Origin of the sequence: Sphingopyxis sp. MG (genome assembly GCF_002953155.1) — a bacterium.
GTDB lineage: Bacteria > Pseudomonadota > Alphaproteobacteria > Sphingomonadales > Sphingomonadaceae > Sphingopyxis > Sphingopyxis granuli.
Genome location: NZ_CP026381.1, coordinates 1,177,697 through 1,201,858, shown reverse-complemented (window position 1 = coordinate 1,201,858; position 24,162 = coordinate 1,177,697). Strand labels below are relative to the sequence as shown.

20 protein-coding genes and 1 pseudogene are annotated in these 24,162 nt (G+C 67.1%); 10 read left to right on the top strand and 11 right to left on the bottom strand.

Going from position 1 to position 24,162, the window contains the following annotated elements:
* The first annotated feature begins 19 nt into the window (after positions 1–19).
* On the top strand, positions 20–2,689 hold the full coding sequence (locus C3E99_RS05490) for a TonB-dependent receptor plug domain-containing protein (RefSeq protein ID WP_076075832.1): 2,670 nt from the start codon (positions 20–22) through the stop codon (positions 2,687–2,689).
* 160 nt (positions 2,690–2,849) lie between these two features.
* On the opposite strand, the gene C3E99_RS05485 is transcribed toward C3E99_RS05490, so the two are convergent.
* Positions 2,850–3,110 carry a hypothetical protein gene (locus C3E99_RS05485; RefSeq protein WP_076075835.1) on the bottom strand — a complete coding sequence of 87 codons (261 nt, stop codon included), beginning with the start codon at positions 3,108–3,110 and terminating at the stop codon, positions 2,850–2,852.
* Between the two features lie 93 nt (positions 3,111–3,203).
* Between C3E99_RS05485 and C3E99_RS05480 the strand changes: the two genes are divergently transcribed.
* On the top strand, positions 3,204–4,661 hold the full coding sequence (locus tag C3E99_RS05480; RefSeq protein WP_076075838.1) for an ATP-binding protein: 1,458 nt from the start codon (positions 3,204–3,206) through the stop codon (positions 4,659–4,661).
* Positions 4,662–4,673: 12 nt separating this feature from the next.
* On the opposite strand, the gene C3E99_RS05475 is transcribed toward C3E99_RS05480, so the two are convergent.
* Positions 4,674–5,651, bottom strand: a complete 978-nt coding sequence (locus C3E99_RS05475; RefSeq protein WP_076075841.1) for an NADPH:quinone oxidoreductase family protein — start codon at positions 5,649–5,651, stop codon at positions 4,674–4,676.
* Positions 5,652–5,721: 70 nt separating this feature from the next.
* Here C3E99_RS05475 and C3E99_RS05470 point away from each other — a divergent pair, with 70 nt between their 5' ends.
* A complete protein-coding gene (locus tag C3E99_RS05470; protein WP_076075844.1) occupies positions 5,722–6,291 on the top strand; it encodes a glycoside hydrolase family 108 protein in 570 nt (189 codons plus the stop codon).
* A 57-nt stretch (positions 6,292–6,348) separates the two neighbouring features.
* Positions 6,349–6,762 (top strand): holin family protein, encoded by a 414-nt coding sequence (locus C3E99_RS05465; protein ID WP_067105766.1) that lies wholly within the window; start codon positions 6,349–6,351, stop codon positions 6,760–6,762.
* Between the two features lie 58 nt (positions 6,763–6,820).
* On the opposite strand, the gene alaS is transcribed toward C3E99_RS05465, so the two are convergent.
* The 3 genes from alaS to C3E99_RS05450 all read right to left on the bottom strand — a co-directional run bounded on the left by alaS (position 6,821) and on the right by C3E99_RS05450 (position 10,790).
* Positions 6,821–9,478, bottom strand: coding sequence for an alanine--tRNA ligase (gene alaS / locus C3E99_RS05460; protein ID WP_104959507.1), 2,658 nt, complete (start codon positions 9,476–9,478; stop codon positions 6,821–6,823).
* Positions 9,479–9,574: 96 nt separating this feature from the next.
* The gene (locus C3E99_RS05455) at positions 9,575–10,174 is read right to left on the bottom strand and encodes a hypothetical protein (protein WP_076075851.1); all 600 of its coding nucleotides are present in this window, start codon (positions 10,172–10,174) and stop codon (positions 9,575–9,577) included.
* Entirely contained in the window at positions 10,164–10,790 is a 627-nt protein-coding gene (locus C3E99_RS05450; RefSeq protein WP_076075854.1) for a glutathione S-transferase family protein, read from the bottom strand. The genes C3E99_RS05455 and C3E99_RS05450 overlap by 11 nt, the downstream gene beginning before the upstream one ends.
* Positions 10,791–11,259: 469 nt before the next feature.
* Here C3E99_RS05450 and C3E99_RS05445 point away from each other — a divergent pair, with 469 nt between their 5' ends.
* Genes C3E99_RS05445 through C3E99_RS05435 form a run of 3 tightly spaced genes read left to right on the top strand, consistent with a single transcriptional unit; the run spans position 11,260 to position 15,711 of the window.
* The gene (locus C3E99_RS05445; protein ID WP_076075857.1) at positions 11,260–13,464 is read left to right on the top strand and encodes a TonB-dependent siderophore receptor; all 2,205 of its coding nucleotides are present in this window, start codon (positions 11,260–11,262) and stop codon (positions 13,462–13,464) included.
* Between the two features lie 17 nt (positions 13,465–13,481).
* A complete protein-coding gene (locus C3E99_RS05440) occupies positions 13,482–14,648 on the top strand; it encodes an ABC transporter substrate-binding protein (protein ID WP_076077941.1) in 1,167 nt (388 codons plus the stop codon).
* A gap of 1 nt (position 14,649) precedes the next feature.
* Entirely contained in the window at positions 14,650–15,711 is a 1,062-nt protein-coding gene (locus C3E99_RS05435; RefSeq protein WP_076075859.1) for a YncE family protein, read from the top strand.
* 55 nt (positions 15,712–15,766) lie between these two features.
* Here C3E99_RS05435 and C3E99_RS05430 read toward each other — a convergent pair whose 3' ends face one another.
* Both C3E99_RS05430 and C3E99_RS05425 read right to left on the bottom strand, forming a co-directional pair.
* Positions 15,767–16,546 (bottom strand): ABC transporter ATP-binding protein, encoded by a 780-nt coding sequence (locus C3E99_RS05430; protein ID WP_076075862.1) that lies wholly within the window; start codon positions 16,544–16,546, stop codon positions 15,767–15,769.
* Entirely contained in the window at positions 16,543–17,622 is a 1,080-nt protein-coding gene (locus C3E99_RS05425) for a FecCD family ABC transporter permease (protein WP_076075865.1), read from the bottom strand. The genes C3E99_RS05430 and C3E99_RS05425 overlap by 4 nt, the downstream gene beginning before the upstream one ends.
* A 100-nt stretch (positions 17,623–17,722) precedes the next feature.
* On the opposite strand from C3E99_RS05425, the gene C3E99_RS05420 reads away from it, so the two are divergent.
* Positions 17,723–18,529 (top strand): alpha/beta hydrolase, encoded by an 807-nt coding sequence (locus C3E99_RS05420; RefSeq protein WP_158682132.1) that lies wholly within the window; start codon positions 17,723–17,725, stop codon positions 18,527–18,529.
* A 13-nt stretch (positions 18,530–18,542) separates the two neighbouring features.
* On the opposite strand, the pseudogene C3E99_RS05415 reads toward C3E99_RS05420, so the two are convergent.
* Positions 18,543–19,315, bottom strand: a pseudogene (locus tag C3E99_RS05415) (IS5 family transposase).
* A gap of 361 nt (positions 19,316–19,676) precedes the next feature.
* Between C3E99_RS05415 and C3E99_RS05410 the strand changes: the two are divergent.
* Positions 19,677–20,255 (top strand): cytochrome b, encoded by a 579-nt coding sequence (locus tag C3E99_RS05410; protein WP_076075871.1) that lies wholly within the window; start codon positions 19,677–19,679, stop codon positions 20,253–20,255.
* Here the strand turns inward: C3E99_RS05410 and C3E99_RS05405 are convergent.
* Positions 20,252–20,692, bottom strand: a complete 441-nt coding sequence (locus tag C3E99_RS05405) for a YciI family protein (RefSeq protein ID WP_234002613.1) — start codon at positions 20,690–20,692, stop codon at positions 20,252–20,254. The two genes, C3E99_RS05410 and C3E99_RS05405, sit on opposite strands and share 4 nt — an antisense overlap.
* Positions 20,693–20,792: 100 nt before the next feature.
* Between C3E99_RS05405 and C3E99_RS05400 the strand changes: the two genes are divergently transcribed.
* Complete coding sequence (locus C3E99_RS05400; protein WP_076075873.1) at positions 20,793–21,353, top strand: peroxiredoxin; 561 nt, start codon at positions 20,793–20,795, stop codon at positions 21,351–21,353.
* 33 nt (positions 21,354–21,386) lie between these two features.
* Here C3E99_RS05400 and C3E99_RS05395 read toward each other — a convergent pair whose 3' ends face one another.
* Together C3E99_RS05395 and C3E99_RS05390 are read right to left on the bottom strand one after the other, a co-directional pair.
* The gene (locus C3E99_RS05395) at positions 21,387–22,718 is read right to left on the bottom strand and encodes an MmgE/PrpD family protein (RefSeq protein ID WP_234002663.1); all 1,332 of its coding nucleotides are present in this window, start codon (positions 22,716–22,718) and stop codon (positions 21,387–21,389) included.
* Positions 22,719–22,732: 14 nt separating this feature from the next.
* The gene (locus tag C3E99_RS05390) at positions 22,733–24,157 is read right to left on the bottom strand and encodes an aldehyde dehydrogenase family protein (RefSeq protein WP_104959504.1); all 1,425 of its coding nucleotides are present in this window, start codon (positions 24,155–24,157) and stop codon (positions 22,733–22,735) included.
* Between the last annotated feature and the right edge of the window lie 5 nt (positions 24,158–24,162).

The following is a 24,162-nucleotide window of genomic DNA, read 5'->3' as shown; positions in this document are numbered from 1 at the left end:
TCAAAAAAGGGGAATATCTATGCGTAACGATCGGACCGGGTTGAAAACCCTGTTGATGGGCGGCAGCGCCGCGGCGGGGCTGATGCTCGCGCTGGCCTGCGGCGGCACGGCCGCGGCGCAGGAAGCCGGCGACGAGGGCGCCGCCGCCGATTCGGCGATCGTCGTCACCGGCTCGCGTATCGACCGCAAGGGCTTCGACGCACCGACCCCGACGACCGTCGTCGGCGAATCCGAACTGGCGCAGGGCGCGCGGCCCAGCATCGCGCAGGTGCTGAACGACCTGCCGCAGTTCCGCGCCACCGTGTCGCCGAACAGCACCAACGCCAACACCAATTCCAGCACTTCGGCGATGGACCTTCGCGGCCTGGGCGCCACGCGCACGCTGACCCTGCTCAACAACCGCCGCTTCAACGGCGCGTCGGACCTCAACAGCATTCCGCAGGACATGGTCAAGCGCGTCGAGATCGTCACCGGCGGCGCCAGCGCGGCCTGGGGTTCGGGCGCGATCGGCGGGGTCGTCAACATCATCCTCGACGACAATCTGTCGGGCCTGAAGCTGGGCGTCCAGAACGGCCTGTCGACGCGCGGCGACGGCTATCGCTACAGCATCAACGGCAGCTTCGGCACCGAGTTCGCGGGCGGCAGCGGCCATTTCATGATCGGCGGCGAATATCAGAACGACGAGGGCATCCTCAGCCGCAACGCGCGCAAGAATGTCGGCAGCGCCGACCTGTTCACGCCCGCCGGCAGCACCGAACAGATATTGATCCGCGACGTCAATCCGGCGAATACCGGCCTCGACGGCCTGATCACCACCGGTGCGCTCAAGGGCATGACCTTCGCGGCCGACGGCTCGCTGCGCCCCTATCAGTACGGCAGCATGATCAACGGCGACGGCACGCTGATGGTTGGCGGCGAAGGGCGCGGGATCGGCGACCAGAAGTCGCTCGCCAACCCCTATCAGCGCGTCAACGGCTATGCCCGCGCCAGCTTCGAGGTCGGCGACGCGACCTTCTGGATCGACGGGCTCTACAGCCGCATCTGGGCCAAATATCCCTTCTATGCCGAATATGGCAATTACACGCTGAAAGCTTCGAACCCCTATCTCGACGGCATCCGCAGCCAGCTCGGCGCGGGCGAGACGACGGTCAGGATCGGCCGCGTGTTCGAAGATTACGGCATGCGCACCTTCGATTACTACCGCCAGAACGTCGAGGGCGGCATCGGCGTCGACGGCAGCTTCGCCGACGGCGCGTGGCGCTATTCCGCCTACTACAACCATGGCGAACTGCGCAACATGCAGAGCTATCACAACCAGATCGTCGGCGCGAAGATGACGGAAGCGCTCGATGCGGTCCGCGTCGGCAGCGACATCGTCTGCGCGGTCGCGCTGACCGACCCGAACACCGCGTGCCGCCCGCTCAACATCCTGGGTGCCGGTCGCGCCGATCCGGCCGCGATCGACTATGTGTTCGGCGACCTCGCCAAGGTCGTCTACACGACCAAGCTCGACAGCATGGGCGCCAGCCTGCGCGGCGACCCCTTCTCGACCTGGGCCGGCCCGGTCTCGATCGCGTTCGGCGGCGAGGCGCGCTGGGAAAAGCAGGTGACGAACAGCATCGATCCCATCTCGACGGCGCGCGGGTTCAGCCGCTTCAACTTCTCGCCGCTCGACGGCGGGTTCAACGTGCAGGAAGGGTTCGGCGAAGTCGCGATACCGCTGCTCGACCAGCCGTTCAGCAAGCTCGATTTCAGCGCCGCCGCGCGCTACAGCCACTATAGCACCAGCGGCGGCATCTGGTCGTGGAAGATCGGCGCCACCGATCGCATCCTCGACAATCTGCTGCTGCGCGTCTCACGCTCGCGCGACATCCGCTCGGGCAGCCTTGCCGAACTGTTCACGACGCGCACGACCACCTTCTCGACGGTGTCCGAGAACGGCCAGTCGTACAGCGTCACGCGCTACGGCGGCGGCAACCCGAACCTGAAGCCCGAGATCGGCAGCACGCTGACGCTCGGCGCGGTCTTTACCCCGACCTTCCTGCCGGGCTTCAACCTCGCGGTCGATTATTTCGACATCAAGCTGCGCGATGCGATCACCTCGCCGAACGCCCAGGACGTCATCACCGCCTGCGGCAACGGCAACCAGAACGCCTGCTCGCAGATCACGCGCGACGGCCAGGGCCGCCCGACCGAGATCAACTCGACCTATCTGAACCTTGCACAGTACAAGACCAGCGGCGTCGATATCGAGGCGAGCTATCAGCAGCCGGTCGGCGGCGGGACGCTTCGCCTGCGGGCGCTGGCGACCTATGTGTCGAAGGTCGTGATCGACGACGGCATCTCGGTCATCGACCGCGCCGGCGACGTCGGCGACGTCACCTTCGGCACGCCGCACTGGCGCGGGACCGGCAGCGTCACCTATGGCGACGATCATGCGACCTTTACCGCACGCGTCCGCTACGTCGGCGGCGGGCAGTACAACCATCTGCTGAACATCTCGAACAACGACACCTCCGCCCGGGTCTATGTCGACCTCAATGCGCAGGCGAATATCGACGAGCGGTTCACGCTCTTCGCCAACGTCAACAACCTGTTCGATCGCGATCCGCCGCTGAGCCCCGCCGGATCGGTCCACTACGACTCGATCGGCACCTATGTGACGGTCGGCGCCAAGCTTCGCCTCTGACCCCCGATAGCATCGAGGCGAAGGGAAAGGTGGGCATCCCATGGGGTGCCCACCTTTTTGCCGTTCCGGCGCCGGGGCGAACGGGGGGCGGAGGTCTCGTCCCGCCACTCTGCCGCTTGGCTGCGCTAAGACCGCAACCACAAGCCCACGCGAACCCGCGTCATTCGTCCTGTGCGCGGTCGATCATGTCCATGAAATCGCGCGCCGAATCGCGGTCGGCCGCATCGGGAAAGGCGACTTCCAGATCGGGCGCTGCGCCCAGCATATAGAGCAGCGCCCACAGCGCAAAGCGGCGGCCCGCATGCGTCTCCAGCGCCAGATCAACGCGCATCCGCTCAGTCCCCGCCGCCAGCGCCGCGGGCGGAATCGCGCCCATGTCGCGGGTGCCGAAATAGCGAAAGAGCTGGTCGTCGAAATCCATGGCCGCGCCCTTGTGGCAGACCGCGCGCGATATTCCAACGCCGCGGCCGCCGCTCGGTTGTCTTCGGACGGGCCGCGGATTAGGGGCAGCGGGGTGAACAACAGCATCGAAATCGGAATCGACGAGCGCGGTCAGGGTGTGCGCATCGAGGTGCAGGAACTGCTCGCCACGCGCCTGCTCGTCCAGGGCAATTCGGGGTCGGGCAAGTCGCACCTGCTGCGCCGCCTGCTCGAACAGAGCGCGGGCCTCGTCCAGCAGGTGGTGATCGATCCGGAGGGCGATTTCGTCACCCTCGCCGACGCCTACAGCCATGTCGCGATCGACGCCGGCGACTATAACGAGCGCGAGATCGCGACGATGGGCGCACGCATCCGCGAGCATCGCGCCTCGGTCGTCCTCAACCTCGAAGCGCTCGATATCGAGGCGCAGATGGGCTGCGCCGCCGCCTTTCTGAACGCGTTGTTCGACGCGCCGCGCGAGCATTGGTTTCCCGCGCTCGTCGTCGTCGACGAGGCGCAGATGTTCGCGCCGAGCGCGTCGGGCGACGTGTCCGACGCGGTGCGCCGCGCCAGCCTGTCGGCGATGACCAACCTGATGTGCCGCGGCCGCAAGCGCGGCCTGGCCGGCGCCATCGCGACCCAGCGCCTCGCCAAGCTCGCCAAGAATGTCGCGGCGGAGGCAAGCAACTTCCTGATGGGGCGCACGTTCCTCGACATCGACATGGCGCGCGCCGCCGACCTGCTCGGCATGGAGCGGCGGCAGGCGGAGGCGATCCGCGACCTCGAACGCGGGCATTTCCTGGGCCTCGGTCCCGCGATCGCGCGGCGCCCGGTCGCGATCCGCATCGGCGCAACCGAGACGCGCAGCCGAGCGGGAACTCATAGCCTGCTGCCGCTGCCCGACGCCGAGCCGCAGGACATGCGCACGATGCTGTTCGCCGAGATGGAGAGCGCGGCGCCCCCGCCGGCGCCCCTGCGTCCCGTCCCGGTCGCCGCGGCCGAGGTGATCGAGCGCATCGCCCATCACGAAGCCGACGCGTCCGCCGCGGACGACATATCGGCGCCCGCGGCCGCCGACAGCATCGATGCCGGCGCGGTGGTCGAGGCGGTGCTGCGCGACATGCTCGGCGATGCCGAAAGCGCCTATCAGCCGGAGACGATCCTCTATCAGGATTTCTCGGTGCGTTGCCGGATGCAGCGCCTGCGCGCCGCGCCGTTCGACCTAGCCGAGTTCCGCCGTCGCTTCGCGCTGGCGAAGGGCGGCATCCTCGACCCGGCCGATCCGCACTGGCGCGACCTGCTCGGCGCGGCGGCGCGGCTGCCCGACGACATGCTCGCGCCCTTCCTGCTCATCGCCCGCGCGGCGATGGACGGGGCGCCCTGCCCCGACGAGGAAGCGCTCGGCCGCGCCTATGGGACGCGGTCGCAGGGGCGCGTGCGGCGGCTGCTCGACTATATGGAGAAACAGGGCGTCATCGTGGTGCGGTCGAGCTTCGGCGGCCAGCGCTCGGTCCACATTCCCGAACTCGGGCTGGCGACCGAAGCGGCCTGACCCGCCGTCCCTTCACGGCCGCAGCACGACCTTTCCGATCACCTCGCGCCGTTCGAGCATCGCGAAAGCCTCGCGCCAGTCGGCAAGGTCGAGGGCGGCGTGGACGTGCGGGCGGATCGTCCCCTCGGCCGCCAGCCGGTCGACCGCCGCGATATTCTCGACCCCTCGCGCGGGAAAGCGTCGGCCATATTCGCCAGCGCGCACGCCGACGACCGAAAACCCCTTGATCAGCGGGATGTTCGCCGAAACCGCGGGAATGCGGCCCGACGCGAAACCGACCACCAACAGGCGCCCGCCAAAGGCGATGCAGCGCGTCGATTCGTCGAACACGTCGCCGCCCACCGGGTCGAAGATTACATCGGCGCCGGCCCCGCCGGTCAGTGCCTTCACCGTGTCGCGGAACCCCGGATCGGCGGCGATCAGCGCATCGGGGGCGTAGAGGCGCGCGATTGCCGCGCGCTTGGCTTCGCTGCTCGCCGCCGCGATCACGCGCGCGCCGAGCGCCTTCGCAAGGTCGACCGTCGCCAGCCCGACACCGCCCGCAGCACCGTGCACCAGCACCCAGTCGCCGGGCTCGACGCGCGCGCAGCGAACGAGCGCGACATAGGCGGTCAGATAGGCGACCGGACAGGCGGCGGCGGCCTCCCATCCCAGCCGGTCGGGCTTCGGCCGCAGCGCGGCGGCCGGGGTGACGATATGTTCGGCCATCGCGCCAAAGCGGTTGCCGCCGACCACCGCGTCGCCCTTGTGCCAAGCCGTCACCCCCTCGCCGACGGCATCGACCTCGCCCGCGAATTCGAGCCCCGGAACGAAGGGCAGGTCGGGTTTGAGCTGATAGGCGCCGCGCGTCATCAGCAGGTCGGGGAAATTGACCGCCGCCGCGCGCACCCGCACTCGCACCTCGCCCGGTCCCGGCTGCGGCACCGGCAGGTCGGCAAGCGCGACGCCGGCATGATCGGGCAGCAGTTCGCGAACCTGCAACGCACGCATCAAAAAAGCCTTTCCTATATTATCCCTATATGGTTCGTTTTATGACTTCTAAAAACCACAGGAGTGAAACATGCCGAATGCCGATCCATCGACCTGCGATGCCGACACCCTGATCGATGCCGTCATCGACCGCGAGGGCCGATATGTAAACCACCCGGCCGACCGCGGCGGCCCGACCTGCTGGGGAATCACCGAAGCGGTCGCGCGCGCCGAGGGCTATGCCGGGGACATGCGCGCGCTGCCGCGCACGGTGGCCGCCGCCATCTATCGCCGCCGCTATTGGCTGCAACCGCGTTTCGACCGGGTCGCGCTGCGTGCACCGCGGATCGCGGCCGAACTGTTCGACACCGGCGTCAACATGGGCACCGCGACCGCGACGGGCTTTCTCCAGCGCGCGCTCAACGCGCTCAACCGCGGCGCGCGCGACTATCCCGATATCGCGGTCGACCGGCTGATCGGCCCGCGCACCCTGTCGGCGCTCGACGGCTTTCTCGCCGCGCGCGGCAAGGGCGGCGAGACCATCCTGCTCCGCGCGATGGAGGCGCTGCAGGGCGAACGCTACATCGCGCTCGCCGAACGCCGCCCGAGCCAGGAAGCCTTTCTCTACGGCTGGCTCGCCAACCGCATCGGGCAGAACTGACCCGATGCGATTCACAGTGAAGTTGCACGGATTCTCTTACGGAAAGGAACAATCGACATGAGCATCTTCGAAGGGCTGATCGGTCCCGTCGCGGGCCTGATCGACAAGATCATTCCCGATCCGGAGGCGCGCGACCGCGCCAAGCTCGAACTGCTGAAACTCGAAGGCAGCCAGGAACTGGAAACGATCCGCACCCGGATGAGCGCGATCATCGCCGAGGCCAACAGCGCCGACCCGTGGACCAGCCGCGCGCGGCCCAGCTTCCTCTACGTCATGTATGCGCTGCTGCTGTGGGCGATCCCGATGGGGCTGATCGCCGCAGCACGGCCGGAGATGGCCCAAGGCATCGCCGACGGCATGAACGCCTATCTCGCCGGCATCCCCGAATCGCTCTACGCGCTCTTCGGCACGGGCTACCTCGGCTACACCGCCGCAAGGGCATGGGGCAAAGCCAAGGGGATCGAAGGCTGATCGCCTGCGGGTAGGCTGCCTCCTCTCCCGCCTGCGGGAGGGGAGATCAGGCGCATGACTACCCCGCCAGCGCGGCCTTGACCGCCGCGACCGCGGCTTCGGCCGCGGCGCCGTCGGGGCCGCCGCCCTGCGCCATGTCGGGACGGCCGCCGCCGCCCTGCCCGCCGAGCGCCGCCACCGCCGCCTTGACGAGGTCGACCGCGCTACGGCTGCCCGCCTGATCGTCGGTCACGCCGACCGCGACCGAGGCGCGTCCGTCGTTGACCGCGACGAGCATCGCGACGCCGCTGCCGACCTGCTTCTTCATGTCATCGACCGCGCCGCGCAGCCCCTTGGGGTCGAGCCCATCGACGACCTGTGCCAGGAACTTCGTGCCGCCGACCTCGTCGACCGCCGGGCCGCCGCTTGCCGCGCCGCCGCCCCCGCTACCGCCGAGCGCGAGCGCCTTCTTCGCCTCAGCCAGTTCGCGCTCCGCCTTCCGGAGCGCCTCGGCCATCGCCGCGGCGCGCGCGGGCACTTCGTCGGGCGCGGTCTTGAGCGCCGCCGCCGCCGCCTTCAGCGCCTCGTCGCGCCCGATCAGCCACTGGCGCGCCGCTTCGCCGGTCAGCGCCTCGATGCGCCGCACGCCGGAGGACACCGCGCTTTCGCTGACGATCTTGAACAGGGCGATGTCGCCGAGCGCGCGGACGTGGGTGCCGCCGCACAGTTCGACCGAATAGCTGCGGTCGTCGGCCTTGCCCATGCTGAGCACGCGCACCTCGTCGCCATATTTTTCGCCGAACAGCGCCATCGCACCCGCCGCGATCGCATCGTCGGGGGTCATCAGGCGCGTCGACACCGGCTCGTTGGCGCGGATATGCGCATTCACCTGCGCCTCGACGTCGGCGATCTCCTCGGCGGTCAGCGCCTTGGGGTGCGAGAAGTCGAAGCGGAAGCGGTCCTCGGCGACGAGGCTGCCCTTCTGCGTGACGTGCGCGCCCAGCCGGTTGCGGAGCGCCGCGTGCAGCAGGTGCGTCGCGCTGTGATTGGCGCGGATGCGGTCGCGGCGCGCGGCATCGACGCTCAGCCGCACCGTGTCGCCGACCTTGAGACTGCCCGCCTCGAGCGTCGCCTGATGCGCGTGCAGCCGGCCGAGCGGCTTGCTCGTGTCGCGCACCGTCGCCTTCGCGCCGCCCAGCGTGTCGATCGTTCCGGCGTCGCCCATCTGGCCGCCGCTTTCGCCATAGAAGGGCGTCTGGTTGGTGAGCACGACGACGGTGTCGCCCGCCTTCGCCTCTTCGACCGGAACGCCGTCGCGAACGAGCGCGATCACCTCGCCCTCGCCCTCGGTCGAGGTGTAGCCGGTGAATTCAGTGCCGCCGTTCGCTTCGGCGAGGTCGAACCAGATTTCGTCCGACGCCTTTTCGCCGCTGCCCTTCCACGCCGCGCGCGCCGCTGCCTTCTGCTGCGCCATCGCGGCGTCGAAACCCGCGCGGTCGACCGCGATGCCCTCTGCGCGCAGCGCATCCTCGGTCAGGTCGTAGGGAAAGCCGTAGGTGTCATAGAGCTTGAAGGCGACGTCGCCGGGCAGCGTCGCGCCCTTGGCCATTCCCACCGTCGCCTCGTCGAGCAGCCGCAGCCCCTTGTCGAGCGTCTGGCGGAACTTGATCTCCTCGCGCTCGAGCGTTTCGGAGATCAGCGCCTGCGCGCGGATCAGCTCGGGATAGGCGGCGCCCATCTCGGTGGTCAGCGCCGGCAGCAGCCGGTGCATCAGCGGGTCCCGCGCGCCGAGCAGGTGCGCGTGGCGCATCGCGCGGCGCATGATACGCCGCAGCACGTAGCCGCGCCCCTCGTTCGACGGCAGCACGCCGTCGGCGATCAGGAAACTCGACGCGCGCAGGTGATCGGCGATCACGCGGTGGCTGGCCTGCGTCGCGCCCTCGGCCGGAACGCCGGTCAGGTCGACCGACGCGGCGATCAGCGCCCGGAAGGTGTCGATGTCGTAATTGTCGTGGACGCCCTGCAGCACCGCCGCAAGACGTTCCAGTCCCATGCCGGTGTCGATGCTGGGCCGCGGCAGGTCGACGCGCTCGCCGCCGGGCAGCTGCTCATATTGCATGAACACCAGGTTCCAGATCTCGATGAAACGGTCGCCGTCCTCTTCGGCCGATCCCGGCGGGCCGCCCCAGATATGATCGCCATGATCATAGAAGATTTCGCTGCACGGCCCGCACGGACCGGTATCGCCCATCGACCAGAAATTGTCGCTGGTCGGGATGCGGATGATCCGTTCCTCGGGCAGCCCCGAAATCTTGCGCCACAGGTCGAACGCCTCGTCGTCGGTGTGGTAGACGGTGGCGGTCAGCTTGTCGGCGGGCAGGCCCCACGTCTTGTGGACGAGGGTCCAGGCATGGTGGATCGCCTGTTCCTTGAAATAGTCGCCGAACGAGAAATTCCCCAGCATCTCGAAGAAAGTGTGATGGCGCGCGGTATAGCCGACATTGTCGAGGTCGTTGTGCTTGCCGCCCGCGCGGACGCACTTCTGCGACGAAGCCGCGGTGCTGTAGGGCTTCTTCTCCAGCCCCGTGAAGACATTCTTGAACGGCACCATCCCCGCGTTGACGAACATCAGCGTCGGGTCGTTGAACGGCACCAGCGGCGCCGACGGTTCGATATGGTGCCCTTCGCCCGCGAAATAGTCGAGGAAGGAGCGGCGGATGTCGTTGGTCGATGTCATGCGCGCGAATTAGGGATTTTGGCGCGGTGCGACAAGGTGATTAGTGGTCCGCACGATTATCGGCCTTCCATCCGTTCAGCGGCAGGCGCCTCCGCATCAGAAAGCCGTCGCGATCCCCTTGCCCAGATAGCAGGGAAGCTGGTGCAGCACGTCGGCCTTGGGCACGCCCTCCTCGATCAGTTCGGGCGGCACTTCGGAGGTATCGGTGCGCACGATGGTGAAGCCGGCGCCCGGCGCGGCGCGATGGACGACGACATAGCCGCAGTCCATCGTTCCATCCGCCCGGTCGCCCCGGAAATCGAACGCGGCATAGACGCCGGGCGGCTGCCCTGCGGGGTCGAGATACCAGCTCAGCCGCAGGATGCGCAGCCTCCCGTCGGCCCACAATGTGCCGCGCTTGCGCAGGTTCATCTCCCATTCGAGCCGCGGGCTCGACGCCTGCAGCGACAGGCGCAGCATCGCATAGGCCGCATCGTAATCGCGCTTCGCCAGCGCCGCGACATAGGCGGCGAAGCGGTCGATCGCCCCTTCCTCGTCGGCCGCGGCGGGCGCGAAGGCGACGCCTTCGGGCGCGACGACATCGCGCTCGACCTCCGGGCCGAGCTGCGGCGGCGCCGCCATCGCGGGGCCGGCCGCGAACAGCGCCGCGCCGATCGCCAATGCGATGCGCCGGACGGGAGCAGTATCAATAGCCATAATAGGCGCCGCCCTTGTCGCGCGCGCGGCGCCACGCCGGACGGTCGTGGCAGGCGTTCACGAACGCCGCCAGCTTCGGGTAGCGCGGCGCCATGCCCTGCATGATCGCGATCTCGGCGGGAAAGCTCAGCATGATGTCGGCGGCCGACAGGCTGTCGCCGATGAAATGGCCGTTCGTGCCGAGACGGCTTTCCATATAGGCGAAATGCGCATCGAGTTGCTGCACGATCCGCGGTTCGAGGACCGCCGCCGCCTCGCCGAGCCGCGCGGTGTAGATGCGCAGCAGGATCGGCGTCATCGCCGATCCCTCGGCGAAATGCAGCCATTCGAGATGGCGGACATGATCGTCGGTGCCGTGCGCGGGAACCAGATGCCCGCCGCCGTGCCGCTCGCACAGATATTCGACGATCGCCCCCGACTCGGTGATCACGCGGCCGTCGTCCTCGATCACCGGCGACTTGCCGAGCGGATGGACCGCCAGCAGTTCGGGCGGCGCGAGGTTGGTCGCCGGGTCGCGGTCATAGAAGCGGATGTCATATGGCGCGCCGATTTCCTCGAGCAGCCAGAGGATGCGCTGCGAACGGCTGTTGTTGAGGTGGTGGACGATCAGGCTCATCGATTCTCCTTTCGCGGCACGGTTTGTCCCTTTCGTCACCCTGAACTTGTTTCAGGGTCCATGGTCTGCCCCTCACCTGAAAGGCGGCGCAAAAGGAGGGGTCCGGCCATGGATGCTGAAACAAGTTCAGCATGACGAACGGATGAGGCAGCGCGCCGAACGCCAAATCCCAACCGACCATAGAACGCAATCGGGCTCGGATGGAAGCAATGTCGGGTCTGCGATGGGAAAACCTGCGAGGGATCGAGATCGGCAAAGCGGCGAAAGATCGAAGGTTACGCTCATCGGCTTTCGAAGCCGCGCGCGCGAACGAACCTTTCGGCCGCTCCCAGCCCCGTTTCGCCCGACCAGCCCGCAAGTGGCATCGCTCATCCGACATGATTTGACACAAAGGAGTGTTGCTAATGCGACTAATTCCTATTAGCGGACAGGAAGCCGCCGATGGGAGCGGCATTCACAGGAGCCCATTATGCGTGCCCGCCTTACCGGCCTGACCATTGCCGCGCTCGTCCCCTCTGCGCTCGCCGCCCAGACGAATGCCGGCGACGGCAGCGACGCCATGTCGAACGAGATCGTCGTGATCGCCACCGGCCAGAGCACCGCGTCGGCCAGCACCAAGACCGACACGCCGCTGATCGAAAATCCGCAGACGATCACCGTCGTCAATCGCGCCGAGATGGATATTCGCGCGGTCGATACGGTGTCCGACGCGCTTTCCTATGTCGCGGGGGTGCAGGCGCAGCCGCAGGGCAACGACAACCGGGTCGACGAGATCACGGTCCGCGGCTTCGGCGCCGGCGGCTTCGGCAGCAACAACAATTTCGTCGACGGTCTGCGCCTTCCCGCGGGGGGACAGTGGACGCGCCCCGCCTTCGACCCGTTCGGGTTGCAACAGGTCGATGTGCTGAAGGGTCCGTCGAGCGTCCTGTACGGCCAGACCGCGCCCGGCGGGATCGTCAACCTCGTTACCAAGAAGCCGACCTTCCGCGCGCATGGCGAGGTGCTGTTCCAGGGCCAGGCCTTCGGAGACCTCGACCGTGCGCGCCTGCTGGCGGGCGCCGATGTCGGCGCACCGTTGTCGGACAATGTCGCGGTGCGGTTCGTCGGCCTCGCCTCGCATGGCGAAACGCGCGCGAAGGACATGCCGAACTCGCGCTATTACATCGCGCCGAGCGTGACCTTCCGCCTCGGCGCCGACACGACATGGACGCTGCTCGGCCAGTATCAGCGCGACGAGGGCGCTTCGACCTTCCAGTTCCTGCCGATGCGCGGCACGCTCAACGCGTCGAACGGCAAGTATATCCCGCTCGACGCCAATCTCGGCGAGCCCGGCTGGAACGATTTCGACCGCGACCAGTATCTGGTCGCCTCCTTCTTCGAGCATCGCTTCGGCGACGGCTTCGCGATCCGCAACAACACGCGCTATACGAAGATCGACAGCTTCTATCGCGCGGTGGTGATGGGCGGCGACACGCTGACCGCCTGTCCCGCCAACATCCCCGGCTGCATTCCCGGCCAGACGATTCAGCGGCGCGCGGTGCAGGGGCGCGGCGAATCCGAAGGCTGGGCGACCGATACGCAGATCGAGGCGCGCTTCGCGACCGGCGCGATCGAACATGTCGTGCTGGGCGGCGTCGATTATTTCCACACCGACTGGTCGCACGACCGCGATGGCGTCGCGCCGGCGCTGGTGCTGCCGCTCCTCGACATTTTCGACCCCGTTCCGCGCGGTGCCTCGGGCTATGCCACGGCGCTGAGTCCGCAGATCTATGGCGGCGCCGTGTCGAAACAGACCGGCCTCTATCTGCAGGACCAGCTTTCGGTCGGCAATCTGCGCCTTTCGATCGGTGCACGCAACGACTGGGCGACCGACAATCTGTCGAACAGCTTGAACAACACGGGTTCTCGCCTGAAGGCGGAGGCCTTCACCTGGAACATCGGCGGCGTCTACCTCTTCGATTTCGGTCTCGCCCCCTACGCCAGCTATTCGGAATCCTTCCTGCCGCTGCAGAACGATCCGGTGACCAATGCCACCGGCCGCCCTTTCGTGCCGACGACGGGGCAGCAATATGAGTTCGGCCTGCGCTATCAGCCGCCCGGGCAGAACATCTATCTGACGCTTTCGGCTTTCCAGATCACGCAGCAGAACCTGCTGACGGCCGATCCGGCGGGGACCCGCTGCGGCCCGACCCTGACGCCCTGTCAGGTCCAGCTTGGCGAAGGACGCTATCGCGGGCTCGAATTCGAAGGCCGCGCGACGCCGACCGACGCGCTCACGCTGATCGCCACGGCGACGCGGATCAAGGCGAAGGTGACCGAAGGCGCGGCGGCGCAGATCGGCAATGCCCTGCCGCAGATTCCCGACTGGCAGGCATCGCTCTTTGCCGATTATCGCATCAAGGCCGGACCGCTCGACGGCTTCGGTTTCGGCGGCGGCGTGCGCTACACCGGGGACAGCTGGGGGCTCGTCAGCAACGACCCGCTCTTCGCGATCCCTTCCTACACGCTCTTCGACGCGTTCCTCCGCTACGACGTACCCGATTCGGGCCTGTCGCTCGCGGTCAACGTCCGCAACCTCGCCGACAAGCGCTATGTCGCGACCTGCACCGCGACGCAGGCCTGCTATTACGGCCAGGGCCGCACCGCGACCGCGCGCCTGCAATATCGCTGGTGACGATGGAGATTCATCGGATGCAAATCGAACGATCGATCCCGTCGCGGCGCGCGGCGCTGACGCTGCTCGGCGCCCTGCCGCTGGTGCTTGCCGGCTGCGGCAAGGCCGACGACAGGCGCAAGGCGGGCGCGGATGCCCCGCTCACCGACCTGCGCGACCGCCCGCTCGACCTGACGCTGCCTGCGACGCCGCTGACGATCGACGACGGCCGCTACCTGATCGCGCTGTCGCTGATCCATCCCGATCCGGTCAGCCTGCTGTCGGGGTGGTCGGGCGACGTCAACCGGATCAGCCCCGAACAGTATAAAGCCTATGTCGCGCGCTTTCCGAAGCTCGCCACGCTGCCCAGGACGCCCAACTCGTCCGACGAGTTCAGCGTCGAGGCGGTGCTCGCCGCGGCGCCGAAAGCGGCGGTCGTCTCGCTGGGTTCCGGCCCGACCGACGCGCAGGTCGCGCAACTGACCGGCGCCGGCGTCGATGTCGTCTTCATCGACTTTTTCTCGCACCCCTTCGAAAACCAGGCGCGCAGCCTGACCCTGCTCGGGCGCCTGATCGGTCGCGAGGAGCAGGCGGCGGCCTACAACAAATTCCGTCAGGACAAGCTCGACGTCATCAGCAAGCGCGTCGCCGCCATCCCCGCCGACAAGCGCCCGACGGTGTTTCTGGAGGCGCATGCCGGCAACGGCCCCGATTGCTGCAATTCGCCCGGCAAGGGCAACGTCGGCGACTATATCAGCTTCGTCGGCGGCAGGAATATCGGCGAGGATGTGATCAAGGCGCCGTTCGGCAAGCTCAACCTCGAATATGTCATCGACCGCAATCCGGACGTCTACATCGCCACCGGCGGCCCGCATCTGGAAAAGGCCGGCGGCTTCGTCGTCGGCCCGCAATATGACGAGGCGCGGTCGCGCGCGTCGCTGCGGAAGGTGACCGAACGCCGCGGGATCGCCAGCCTGTCGGCGGTGCGCGCCGGACGCGTCCACGGCCTGTCGCACCAGATGATCAATTCGCCCATCGACATCGTCGCGACCGAGGCGCTCGCCAGGTGGATACATCCCGACCTGTTCGGCGATCTCGATCCGCAGGCGACGCTCGACACAATCAACAGGCGGTTTCTCGCGGTCCCCTACACCGGAAGCTACTGGACCGATCTCCAGCCCTCCCCCGCTTCAACAGGAGAATGACATGGTTATGCGCAATGCCTTCAAACTGTCGGTGGCTCTCGTCACGCTAGCTGGTGCAACGGCCGCATGGGCGGAGCCGGCGGTCGACCGCTCGGTCAAGGTCGCTCCGGGCGGGCTCTACGAGATCGTGCAGAACGGCGCCGACAACGACATCTATATCGCAGCGGTCGGCCCGCGCGGCGAAGACAAGGGCGCGATCGTCCGCCTCGACGGCAAGACTCTGCAGCCGAAGGGGTCGATCGACGTCTCGACCAGCCCGCTCTACGGCCTCGCGATCAACCAGACCACGCAGACCCTTTACGGCACCGATACGCGCAACGGATCGGTATCGGCAGTCGACCTCGCAACGGGCAAGGTCGTCGGAACCGTCAAGGTCGGCGAAAAGGCCCACGTCCGTCAGGTCGCCGTCGATGAGGGCGCGAACAAGGTCTATGTCACCGTCGTCGGCGCGATGCGCGGCAGCGACACGCCCAGCGCCATCTGGGTGATCGACGGCAAGAGCAACACGCTCGACCGCGTCATCGCGGTGCCGGGCATTTCGCTCACCGGACTGGCGCTCGATCCGGCGAAAAAGCGGATCTTCTCGACCGGCATGAGCAGCAACGACGTGATCGTCCTCGACAGCGACAGCGGCGCGGTGAAGGCCCGCTGGCCGAGCGGCGGCGAGAATGCCATCAACGTTGCCTATGACGGCACGGCACAGCGCCTGTTCGTCGCCAACCAGGGCAACGGCGTGCTCGGCGTGATCAACGCAAGGGACGGCTCGCTGATCAAGGCGGTCCCCACCGGGGAAGGCGCGCTCAGCGTCGCCTACAACGGCGCCGTGGACCAGATCTATGTCGCGAACCGCCGCGCCGGGACGGTTAGCGTCGTCGATGCGAAAACCTATGAGAAGCTCGCCGATCTGGAAACGGGTACCTTCCCGCAGACGATCGCGATCAATCGCGCCGACAACAGCGTCTATGTGACGAACAAGGCGCGCGGCCTGCCGCGCGACGCCGCACCGGGGACGCCGCCGGTCGACGATCCGAAGGGCGACACGGTCACGCTGATCCGCCCCTGACCGGCCGCGGAAAGAATCGAAAGCCGCCCGATCCCAAGCGGAACGGGCGGCTTCCTTACAATATATCGTCGATCACCATGCGCAGCGACCCGCGCTCGCAATGATCGATGCGCGCCCGCACTCGCCAGACGTCGGCCAGCACCGCGGGCGTGATCGCTTCTTCGGGCGGCCCCGCGGCGGCCACCTGCCCTTCGGACAACACCACGACGCGGTCGGCGATCCGCGCCGCCGCCTGCAGGTCGTGAAGCACGAGCACGGCGATCATGTCCTGCTCGCGCGCCAGCGAACGCACCAGATCGAGCACGCGCACCTGGTGATTGAGGTCGAGCGCACTCGTCGGTTCATCGAGCAGCAGCAGGCGCGGTGCGCGCACGAGCGCCTGCGCGAGCGCCGCGAGTTGCCGCTGCCCGCCCGACAGCTGATCGATTCCGCGCATCGCCAGCGCTTCGATCCCGACCCGCCCGAGCACGGCCATCGCGCGCTCCGCCGCATCGCCACCATGGCCCTGCCCGGTGGGCGACGCTTCGAGCGCGCCGATCACCGTTTCGAGCACGGTGAGCGCGATTCCCTGCGGCAGCGTCTGCGGCATGTAAGTCACCGCTTTCGCACGGTCGGCGAGCGGCAGGCCGTTGAGTTCGTCCCCGTCGAGCCGGATCGAGCCGCGCGCGGGCGTCAGGCCGGCGAGCGCACGAAGCAGCGTGCTCTTCCCCGCCGCATTGGGGCCCAGCAGCGCGACCGTTTCGCCGCGCGCGATCGGCGGCAGCGACAGATGCTCGATCACCGCGCGGTCGCGATATCCCGCCGACAGGTCGGTGACCTGGATGCCGGCGCTCATGCCCCCTGCCTTCCGCTGCGAAAGATCAGGAACAGGAAGATCGGGACGCCGATCATCGCGGTCACGATGCCGACCGGCATCAGCACCCCCGGCACCAGCAGCTTCGACAGCGCCGACGCGACCGACATGATCGCGGCACCGGTGAACAGGCTGGCCGGCAGCAGATAGCGATGATCCTCACCCAGCAGCATGCGCGCGATATGCGGGCCGACGAGACCGATGAACCCGATCGCGCCGACGAAGGCCACCGCGGTCGCGGCCAGCAGGCTGATGCGAAAGAGCGACAGGAAACGCAGCCGCCCGACGTCGACCCCGAAACTCTGCGCCCGGTCCTCGCCGAGCCGGAGCGCGGTGAGCGCCCTGGCCGATGCCAGCGAAAAGGGCGCGACGGCGAGCAGGACGAGCGCGAGCACGCTGACATTGCTCCACGTCGCACGCGACAGCGACCCCATCGTCCAGAAGACGAGCTGCTGCAACGCTTCCTGCGACGAGAGGAACTGCACGAGCGAGGTCAGCGCGTTGAAGGCGAAGACGAGCGCGATGCCGAGCAGGACGAGCGTCTGTGCGCCCGCCGCGCGCTGCCGCGCGACCGCCTGAAGCAGCAGCATCGCGAGGAAAGCGAAGAGAAAGGCGTTGAGCGACACCATCCAGTCGGCCGCCCAGCTTCCCGCGAACGGCAGACCGATCCCCAGCACGATCGCCAGCGACGCACCGAAGGAAGCGGCCGACGACACGCCGAGCGTAAAGGGACTCGCCATCGGATTGTCGAGGATCGTCTGCATTTCGGCGCCCGCGAGCGACAGCGATGCGCCGACCATCACCGCCATCATAGCATAAGGCAATCGCACGTCCCAGATGATCGCCCGCTGTCCCGGCGTGATCCGGTCGGGATAGGCGATGCCGTACAGCACGTCGCGCGCCCCCATCCCCGACGGGCCGGTCACCAGATCGGCGACGAAAGCCGCCACCGCGATTGCCGCGATCAGCGCGATGACCATCACGCGCCGCCGCACCGTGCGCCGATAATCGACCAGCATGGCTTTCATCGTCGGAGAGGGTCCGGCTAACCGGATCATGACATTTTGTTTCCCTTGGATTGGCATGGGTTGATCGAACGGCGCATCGATGCCATCCGCCTTATTGAAAACCGCTCGCAATTCCAGCCCTAATCGGACCATGACCGCTTCCGCCACCCCCGCCACCGATCCACGCATCGCCGAATGCCTGTCGCTGAGCCTGCCGCGCGGGGATGCGGCCTATCGCGTCGACCTCCACGTCCCGGCGGGCGAAGCACCCGTCGGGGGCTGGCCCGCGATGCTGATGCTCGACGGCGAAGGCTGCTTCGCGACCGCGGTGGAAGCCTTGCGGCGGATGAGTCGCCGTCCCGACGCAACGGGAACCGGACCGATGATCCTGATCGGCCTGTCGTCGCCCGACCGCGACCCGCAGGACCGTCATCGCGAACGCGATTTCGGCGCGCGCGGCGGGGCGTCGGATTTCGCGCGTTTCGTCGAGGCCGATGTGTTCGCCGCCGTCGCGGCACACGCGCGGCTCGATCCGCGACGCCTGACCCTCTTCGGCCATTCGCTCGGCGGCTATCATGCGCTGTGGATGCTGGCGCATCGCCCGCATCTGTTCGCCGCGATCGCCGCGATCAGCCCGTCGATCTGGTGGGACCCCGAAGGCCTGCGCGACGCCTTGCGGAACGCACCGCTCGGCGGCCAGCGCGTCCTGCTCTGCGTCGGCGAGTGGGAGGAGGAACTGCCGCCCTGGCAGGCCGCGCGGCAGGACAGCGATGCGGTCCGCAACCGGCGGGCCGAGCGGCAGATGGTGGCGCGCGCCCGCGACATGGCGGCGCTACTCGCGGACCGTCTCGGCCCCGCGAACATCCAGTACCGGATGCTTGCCGAAGAAGATCATGCGTCGATCATATCCGCCGCCATCCCGCGCGCATTGCGGCTTGCGTCAGCGGCCGGGCGCTAGGCGACGTTTACATTCACGCGGCACATTTGATGGCTGCGACGAGATTGAGGAAGCCAGCGTAGTTTCTGGCGAGCTTGTCGTATCGGGTTGCGATGCGTCGGAAGTGTTTGATCTTGTTGAAGAAGCGTTCGATGAGATTACGTTCTTTGTAGAGATGGGAGTCGAAGCTGCGCCATTGCGCGGTTGTTCGGCGCCGCGGGACGACTGGTTTTGCGCCGCTGGCGGCGATGGCGTCCATGGCGCGCTGCCCGTCATATCCCTTGTCCGCGAGAACATGTCTGGCCTGCAATCCGTCGAGCAGGCCTTCGATCTGGGTGATGTCGTTGCGCTCTCCGCCTGTCAGGAGGAAGCGGATCGGGTTACCCAAAGCGTCGGTAGCAGCATGGATTTTGGTGCTCAGGCCGCCTTTTGATCGGCCCAGCGCGTGAGCTTCAAACCGATCTTCGGATCGATCGCTTTTTTTGGGGCACCGGCACTATGCTGATGCGCCCGCACGATGGTGCTGTCGACGAGGATGTACTCGAAGTCGGCATCATCGCTCAGCGCCGCAAAAAGCCGTTCCCAGACCCCATTGCGGCACCAGCGGTTGAACCGCTGATACACCGTGTGCCAGCGCCCGAACTCCTTCGGCAGAACGCGCCAATGCGCTCCCGACCGCGCCAGCCACAAGACCGCCTCGACAAACAGCCGATTGTCTCGGCCCGTCCGGCCAGGATCGCCTGCCTTGCCCGGCAAATGAGGTTCAATCCGCTCCCAAAGCGCGTCGCTTACTTCCTGTCGATCCATCCATGCCGACCTCCAAACAGCCAGCAGCTTGAATCACAATCCTGCGCCAATGGAAATCCTGAATGTAAACGAAACCTAGGGTCAGGACCCATTAATTTGCGGTTCGAGGTTTGAAGCGATTTCGTTCAGGGCGAGGAGGCAAGGCGTAGGAATATGTCGATATTTCAAGACTTGCCGACGAAGCCATGGACGAAATCGGTCAAATCCCGCAGGGACGCCGAAATGGCTTCGATCTCAGGCCCGCGCGGCCTTGCGGGTAGCGATGCTACCCGCTGCATCCGCCCGAACCCGATATCTTCGCCATTTCGACGCCTCGAACCGCAAATTAAGGGGTCCTGACCCTAAGGAACGGAGAACCGACATGCTGCTGCGCGACACGCCCAACCATTATGGATCGGTGACACGGCTGCTGCATTGGACGATGGCGCTGCTGCTGTTCTGGCAGCTCGGCGGCATGATCATGAAGAGCGTGCTCGGCCGCGTCCCGCTGATGAAATTCTGGGTCGGCACGCACGCATCGATCGGCGCCCTCATCCTCGCGCTCGTCGTCGTCCGCGCGCTTTGGGCGCTTCGCAACCGGCGGCGGCGCCCCACCTATTCATCGAATGCGATCGGCCAGGCGGCGCGCATCGGCCATATCCTCCTCTATCTGCTGATGATCGTCGTGCCCGCGCTCGCGCTGTTCCGCATGGCCGGAAGCGGCAAGGGGGTGACGCTGTTCGGCATCGAGTTCGCAGCACCGACGGGACAGGAGATCGCGTGGATGACCGCCCCCGCCAATGCGGTGCACGGCTTGCTGGCCTGGACGCTGCTTGCGCTGATCGCAGGGCACGTCGCGATGGTTCTGGTGCATCGCTTCGGGTGGCGGGACGACACGCTCTCCCGCATGATCGGCCGCCGCGTGGACGCCGCAGCGCCGCTGCAATCGAGTATGGACTAGCTCGCGGGGTCGTACATGAATTCGCGAAGCTCCTGCGCGCATCGACAGGCCGCCGCGATCTTGCTCGCCCACTCGACCGCATCCTCGCGGGACGGCAGTTCCAGCACCGTGAAGCCGCCCGTGAGCCCGCTGCCGGGATAGATTTCGGCCGACACCGATCCGTCGGCGGAGACCAGTACGGGCGCAACCTGCTCCGCTATCCCTCCGCCGAACACATAGACGCCGGCGGCCCTGGCTTCCTCGATCACCGCGTGCGCGTCGGCGGACACGATCGGGAACTCTGCGTCGGTGAGGACCAGGGCGTCGCTCGGAAAGGAGATGAGATATTTGGTCATCGCTTGAAGATGCATCGTGGGGGCCGCGACGGCAAGGGGCCCGGGGAGCGCGCGGACGGGAAACGAATGATCGGTGTAGACGCCGCCGCTTTTTTTCATCATCCTGTCTCCCGTCGCAACCTTTCGCCACGCGCCGACGAAGAGGAGAGCGGAAGAGAGTCCGGACGAGGCGCGCGCCCACCGTTCGAGTTGGAGAAGCCAGATGAAAATCCGGAACAAGATCGCGACGTCGTTCGGCCTCGGCCTGTTGCTGGCCGTCCTCCCCGTACAGGGCATCGCGGCCCTCCAGCAGGGCGCGAAGGCGCCCGACTTCACGCTGAACGCCGCGCAGGGCGGCAAATCCTTCAGCCTGACGCTGAAACAGACGCTGCGGAACGGGCCGGTCGTGCTCTATTTCTTCCCCGCCGCATTCACCCCCGGCTGCACGATGGAAGCCCATCTGTTCGCGGAAGCGAACAGCCAGTTCAATCAGTTAGGTGCCCGCATCATCGGCGTGACCGCAGGCAACATCGATCGCGTGGCGGAATTCTCCAAGTCGGAATGCCGCGACAAATTCGCCGTCGCGGCCGATCCGGGCGCCAAGGTCGCGGTCAAATACGACACCGCCATGCCGGGCCCCAACCAGACGCTCATCTCCAACCGGACGTCGTTCGTCATCGCACCCGACGGAACCATCCTGCTGAGCTACACCGACCGCAACCCGCAGGCGCATATAGAAAAGACGCTGGCTGCGGTCCGCGCATGGAACGCCAAGCGCGGCTGACCGCCGATCTTAAGCCGTGAGAACCGCGGTTTCTCAAGCGATATGGAGGGAGGCCGACAGCTTCGCCAGATCGGTTTTACGAATGTCGTATGAAAGATCGAGGACCTCGCGAACGCGTGCCGCGCCGATCAAGGGTGTCGCCAATACGGAAAATTTCCGGTCCAGCCTGTCATCGAGATCATTCGGTCCGATGTCCGCTTCGGACACGTCCCAAACCGCCTCGAGCATCGTATCATCGCCGATCCTGATGGTCGCCCTCGCGCCGAATATGCTGTCGAGATCGCCCACCACGCCGATTTTGCCGCGCAGGCGTCCGAGCGCCTCGTCGCCGGCGAGCATGTCGTTGAAAACGCCGATATCCGCCGTGTCATAACCGCCGAGCGTCAACGCGACGACCTGCCGCAGGCTGAATTTGGATTCGAGGCCGGTCGCCGGATTTTCGATATTGCAGACCTTGAGATGGCCGGCCGGAACCCGAAGTACGACGCTCTCCAAAGCGTCCGGGATCAGCCCCCGTTCGATCACCAACTGCCGGACCGCCTCGATGCTCGAATGCGTCAGGTAGCAGGAGGCGTGATATTTGAAGAGCAGGTGGTCGAGGCTCTCCCCGAATCGCGGCGCCCGCCAGTCGGCCGGAACCGGCTGGTGCGCCTGAGTGGCGAGAAAGCCCTGATCGGTTTCCAGACTTTCGCGATTTGCGGTCATTCCGCGCGCGGCAAGCCGGGCGGCAATGACGCCGGCCGACGCCGCACGGCCTGCGTGAAAGGGCTTGGCCATGGTCCCGAACATCGATTTCAGCCCCGCCGCCTGCGTCGCCGCCAGCCCGATCGCGTTTTCGGTTTCTTCCGGCGCGAGGCCCATCAGCACGGCGGATGCCGCCATCGCCCCGAACGCGCCGATCGTCGCCGTCGAATGGAAGCCATGGTCGTAATGGCCCGGCATGGCGAGCGTCCCGACGAAGCGCGCGGCGTCATAACCGGCGATGATCGCGCGGGCGAGTTCCTCGCCCCCCGCGTCCACCGTCTCCGCCACCGCCAGCGCGGCCGGGACCACGACTGTCGCCGGATGCCCGATGAACTGCTGAACATCGTCATAATCGAGAGCGTGACCGGTGGTGCCGTTGACCAGCGCCGCATCGGCGGCCGACGCCCGGCCGCCGCCCAGCACCGACGCCGCGCCTTCGGCGGATGCAAACTCGGCGCGGAGGATTTTCGCGACCGGCTCGGTCGTCCCCGCCAGCGCGACGCCCAGCCAATCGACAAGGATGCGGCGGGCGGCGGCATATTGCTCGTCCGTGGGACGCGCGTTCCCCGACGCCGTAATCGACCGAGCGAGCAAGGCAGTGAACGGTTGCGCGCCTGCCATCCGGCTTTCCGCGCTCATATGCGGATCGTTACGCATTTGAGCTGGGTATAATGGGTCAGCGCCTCGATCCCCTTCTCTCGCCCATAGCCGCTGTTCTTGTATCCGCCGAAGGGCGTCTCGATCCCACCAGCCATATATTCGTTGACGAAGACCTGGCCCGCCTCCAGCGCCGCGGCCATGCGGAGCGCGCGGCCGATGTCGCGGGTCCAGACGCCCGCGCCGAGCCCGAAATCGCTGTCGTTGGCGATCGCGACCGCCTGATCCTCGTCCTCGAACGTCAGCACGGTCAGGATGGGGGCGAATGCCTCCTCGCGCGCGATCCGCATATCAGGCGTCACGCCCGCATAGACTGCCGGTGCCGGGAAGAGCCCCTTGCCCGCCGCCGGTTCCGGCGGCTCGCGCGTCAGCCGCACCGCGCCCTCGGCCTTCGCCAGATCGTGGAACCGGCGCACGCGCTCGAACTGCGCGGCCGTGGTCGTCGCGCCGAAGACCGCGCCGTCCTGATCGCCATATCTGAGCGCATCGACCGCGGGGACGAGCCGGTCGAGAAAGGCATCATATATCGACGACTGGAGCAGCAGCCGCGTTCCCGCGACGCAGACCTGTCCCGCATTCATCGTGAAGGCGCGCACCGCGCCCGCCACCGCCGCGTCGAGGTCGGCGTCCGCGAAGACGATGTTCGGCGACTTGCCGCCCAGTTCCAGCGTCAGCGGGATGATCCGTTCCGCGGCGACGCGGCCGATCTCGCGGCCCGCCCGCACGCTGCCCGTGAACATGACCTTGCGAATGCGCTCGTGCGCGACCAGCGGTTCGCCCACCTCGCGCCCCGTGCCCAGCACGACGTTGACGACACCGGGCGGCAGGCCGCATTCCTCGACCGCAAGGCGCGCGACCTCGACCAGCGTCGACGGCGTTTCCTCCGACGGCTTGGCCACCACCGTATTGCCGACCGCCAGCGCCGGCGCGATCGCGCGCGCCGCCTGATTCAGCGGCGCGTTCCACGGCAGGATCGTCGCGACGACGCCAAAAGGCTCGCGGCGCGTGTAGCTGTGATAGGGCGCACCGATATTGATGACTTCGCCGTAGAAGATGTTCGCAAGGCCGCCGTAATATTCGAAATACTGGGCGGACATCTCGATCTCGCCGATCGCCTGCGCCATGACCTTGCCGGTTTCGCGCGCCTCCATCTCCGCCAGTCGCGCGGCATGGGCGCGGATCGCGCGGCCGATGTCGACGAGGATACGGCCGCGCTCCATCGGCCGCATGTCGCGCCACGCCGGAAAGGCGGCGCGCGCCGACTGGACCGCCCGGTCGACGATCTCCGCGCCGCCGAGCGCGACACGTCCGATCACTTCGCCCGTCGCCGGCGCCAGATTGTCGAGATAGCGCGCGCCCGGTTCGACGACCTCGCGACCGTCAATGAAATGGTGGCAATCCATCGTGC

Coding starts and splice junctions, on each gene's coding strand:
- C3E99_RS05490 (WP_076075832.1), top strand. CDS start 20: ATGCGTAACGATCGGACCGGGTTGAAAACCCTGTTGATGGGCGGCAGC.
- C3E99_RS05485 (WP_076075835.1), bottom strand. CDS start 3,110: ATGGATTTCGACGACCAGCTCTTTCGCTATTTCGGCACCCGCGACATG.
- C3E99_RS05475 (WP_076075841.1), bottom strand. CDS start 5,651: ATGCGTGCGTTGCAGGTTCGCGAACTGCTGCCCGATCATGCCGGCGTC.
- C3E99_RS05470 (WP_076075844.1), top strand. CDS start 5,722: ATGCCGAATGCCGATCCATCGACCTGCGATGCCGACACCCTGATCGAT.
- C3E99_RS05465 (WP_067105766.1), top strand. CDS start 6,349: ATGAGCATCTTCGAAGGGCTGATCGGTCCCGTCGCGGGCCTGATCGAC.
- alaS (WP_104959507.1), bottom strand. CDS start 9,478: ATGACATCGACCAACGACATCCGCCGCTCCTTCCTCGACTATTTCGCG.
- C3E99_RS05455 (WP_076075851.1), bottom strand. CDS start 10,174: ATGGCTATTGATACTGCTCCCGTCCGGCGCATCGCATTGGCGATCGGC.
- C3E99_RS05450 (WP_076075854.1), bottom strand. CDS start 10,790: ATGAGCCTGATCGTCCACCACCTCAACAACAGCCGTTCGCAGCGCATC.
- C3E99_RS05445 (WP_076075857.1), top strand. CDS start 11,260: ATGCGTGCCCGCCTTACCGGCCTGACCATTGCCGCGCTCGTCCCCTCT.
- C3E99_RS05440 (WP_076077941.1), top strand. CDS start 13,482: ATGCAAATCGAACGATCGATCCCGTCGCGGCGCGCGGCGCTGACGCTG.
- C3E99_RS05435 (WP_076075859.1), top strand. CDS start 14,650: ATGGTTATGCGCAATGCCTTCAAACTGTCGGTGGCTCTCGTCACGCTA.
- C3E99_RS05430 (WP_076075862.1), bottom strand. CDS start 16,546: ATGAGCGCCGGCATCCAGGTCACCGACCTGTCGGCGGGATATCGCGAC.
- C3E99_RS05425 (WP_076075865.1), bottom strand. CDS start 17,622: ATGATCCGGTTAGCCGGACCCTCTCCGACGATGAAAGCCATGCTGGTC.
- C3E99_RS05420 (WP_158682132.1), top strand. CDS start 17,723: ATGACCGCTTCCGCCACCCCCGCCACCGATCCACGCATCGCCGAATGC.
- C3E99_RS05410 (WP_076075871.1), top strand. CDS start 19,677: ATGCTGCTGCGCGACACGCCCAACCATTATGGATCGGTGACACGGCTG.
- C3E99_RS05405 (WP_234002613.1), bottom strand. CDS start 20,692: ATGATGAAAAAAAGCGGCGGCGTCTACACCGATCATTCGTTTCCCGTC.
- C3E99_RS05400 (WP_076075873.1), top strand. CDS start 20,793: ATGAAAATCCGGAACAAGATCGCGACGTCGTTCGGCCTCGGCCTGTTG.
- C3E99_RS05395 (WP_234002663.1), bottom strand. CDS start 22,718: ATGGCAGGCGCGCAACCGTTCACTGCCTTGCTCGCTCGGTCGATTACG.
- C3E99_RS05390 (WP_104959504.1), bottom strand. CDS start 24,157: ATGGATTGCCACCATTTCATTGACGGTCGCGAGGTCGTCGAACCGGGC.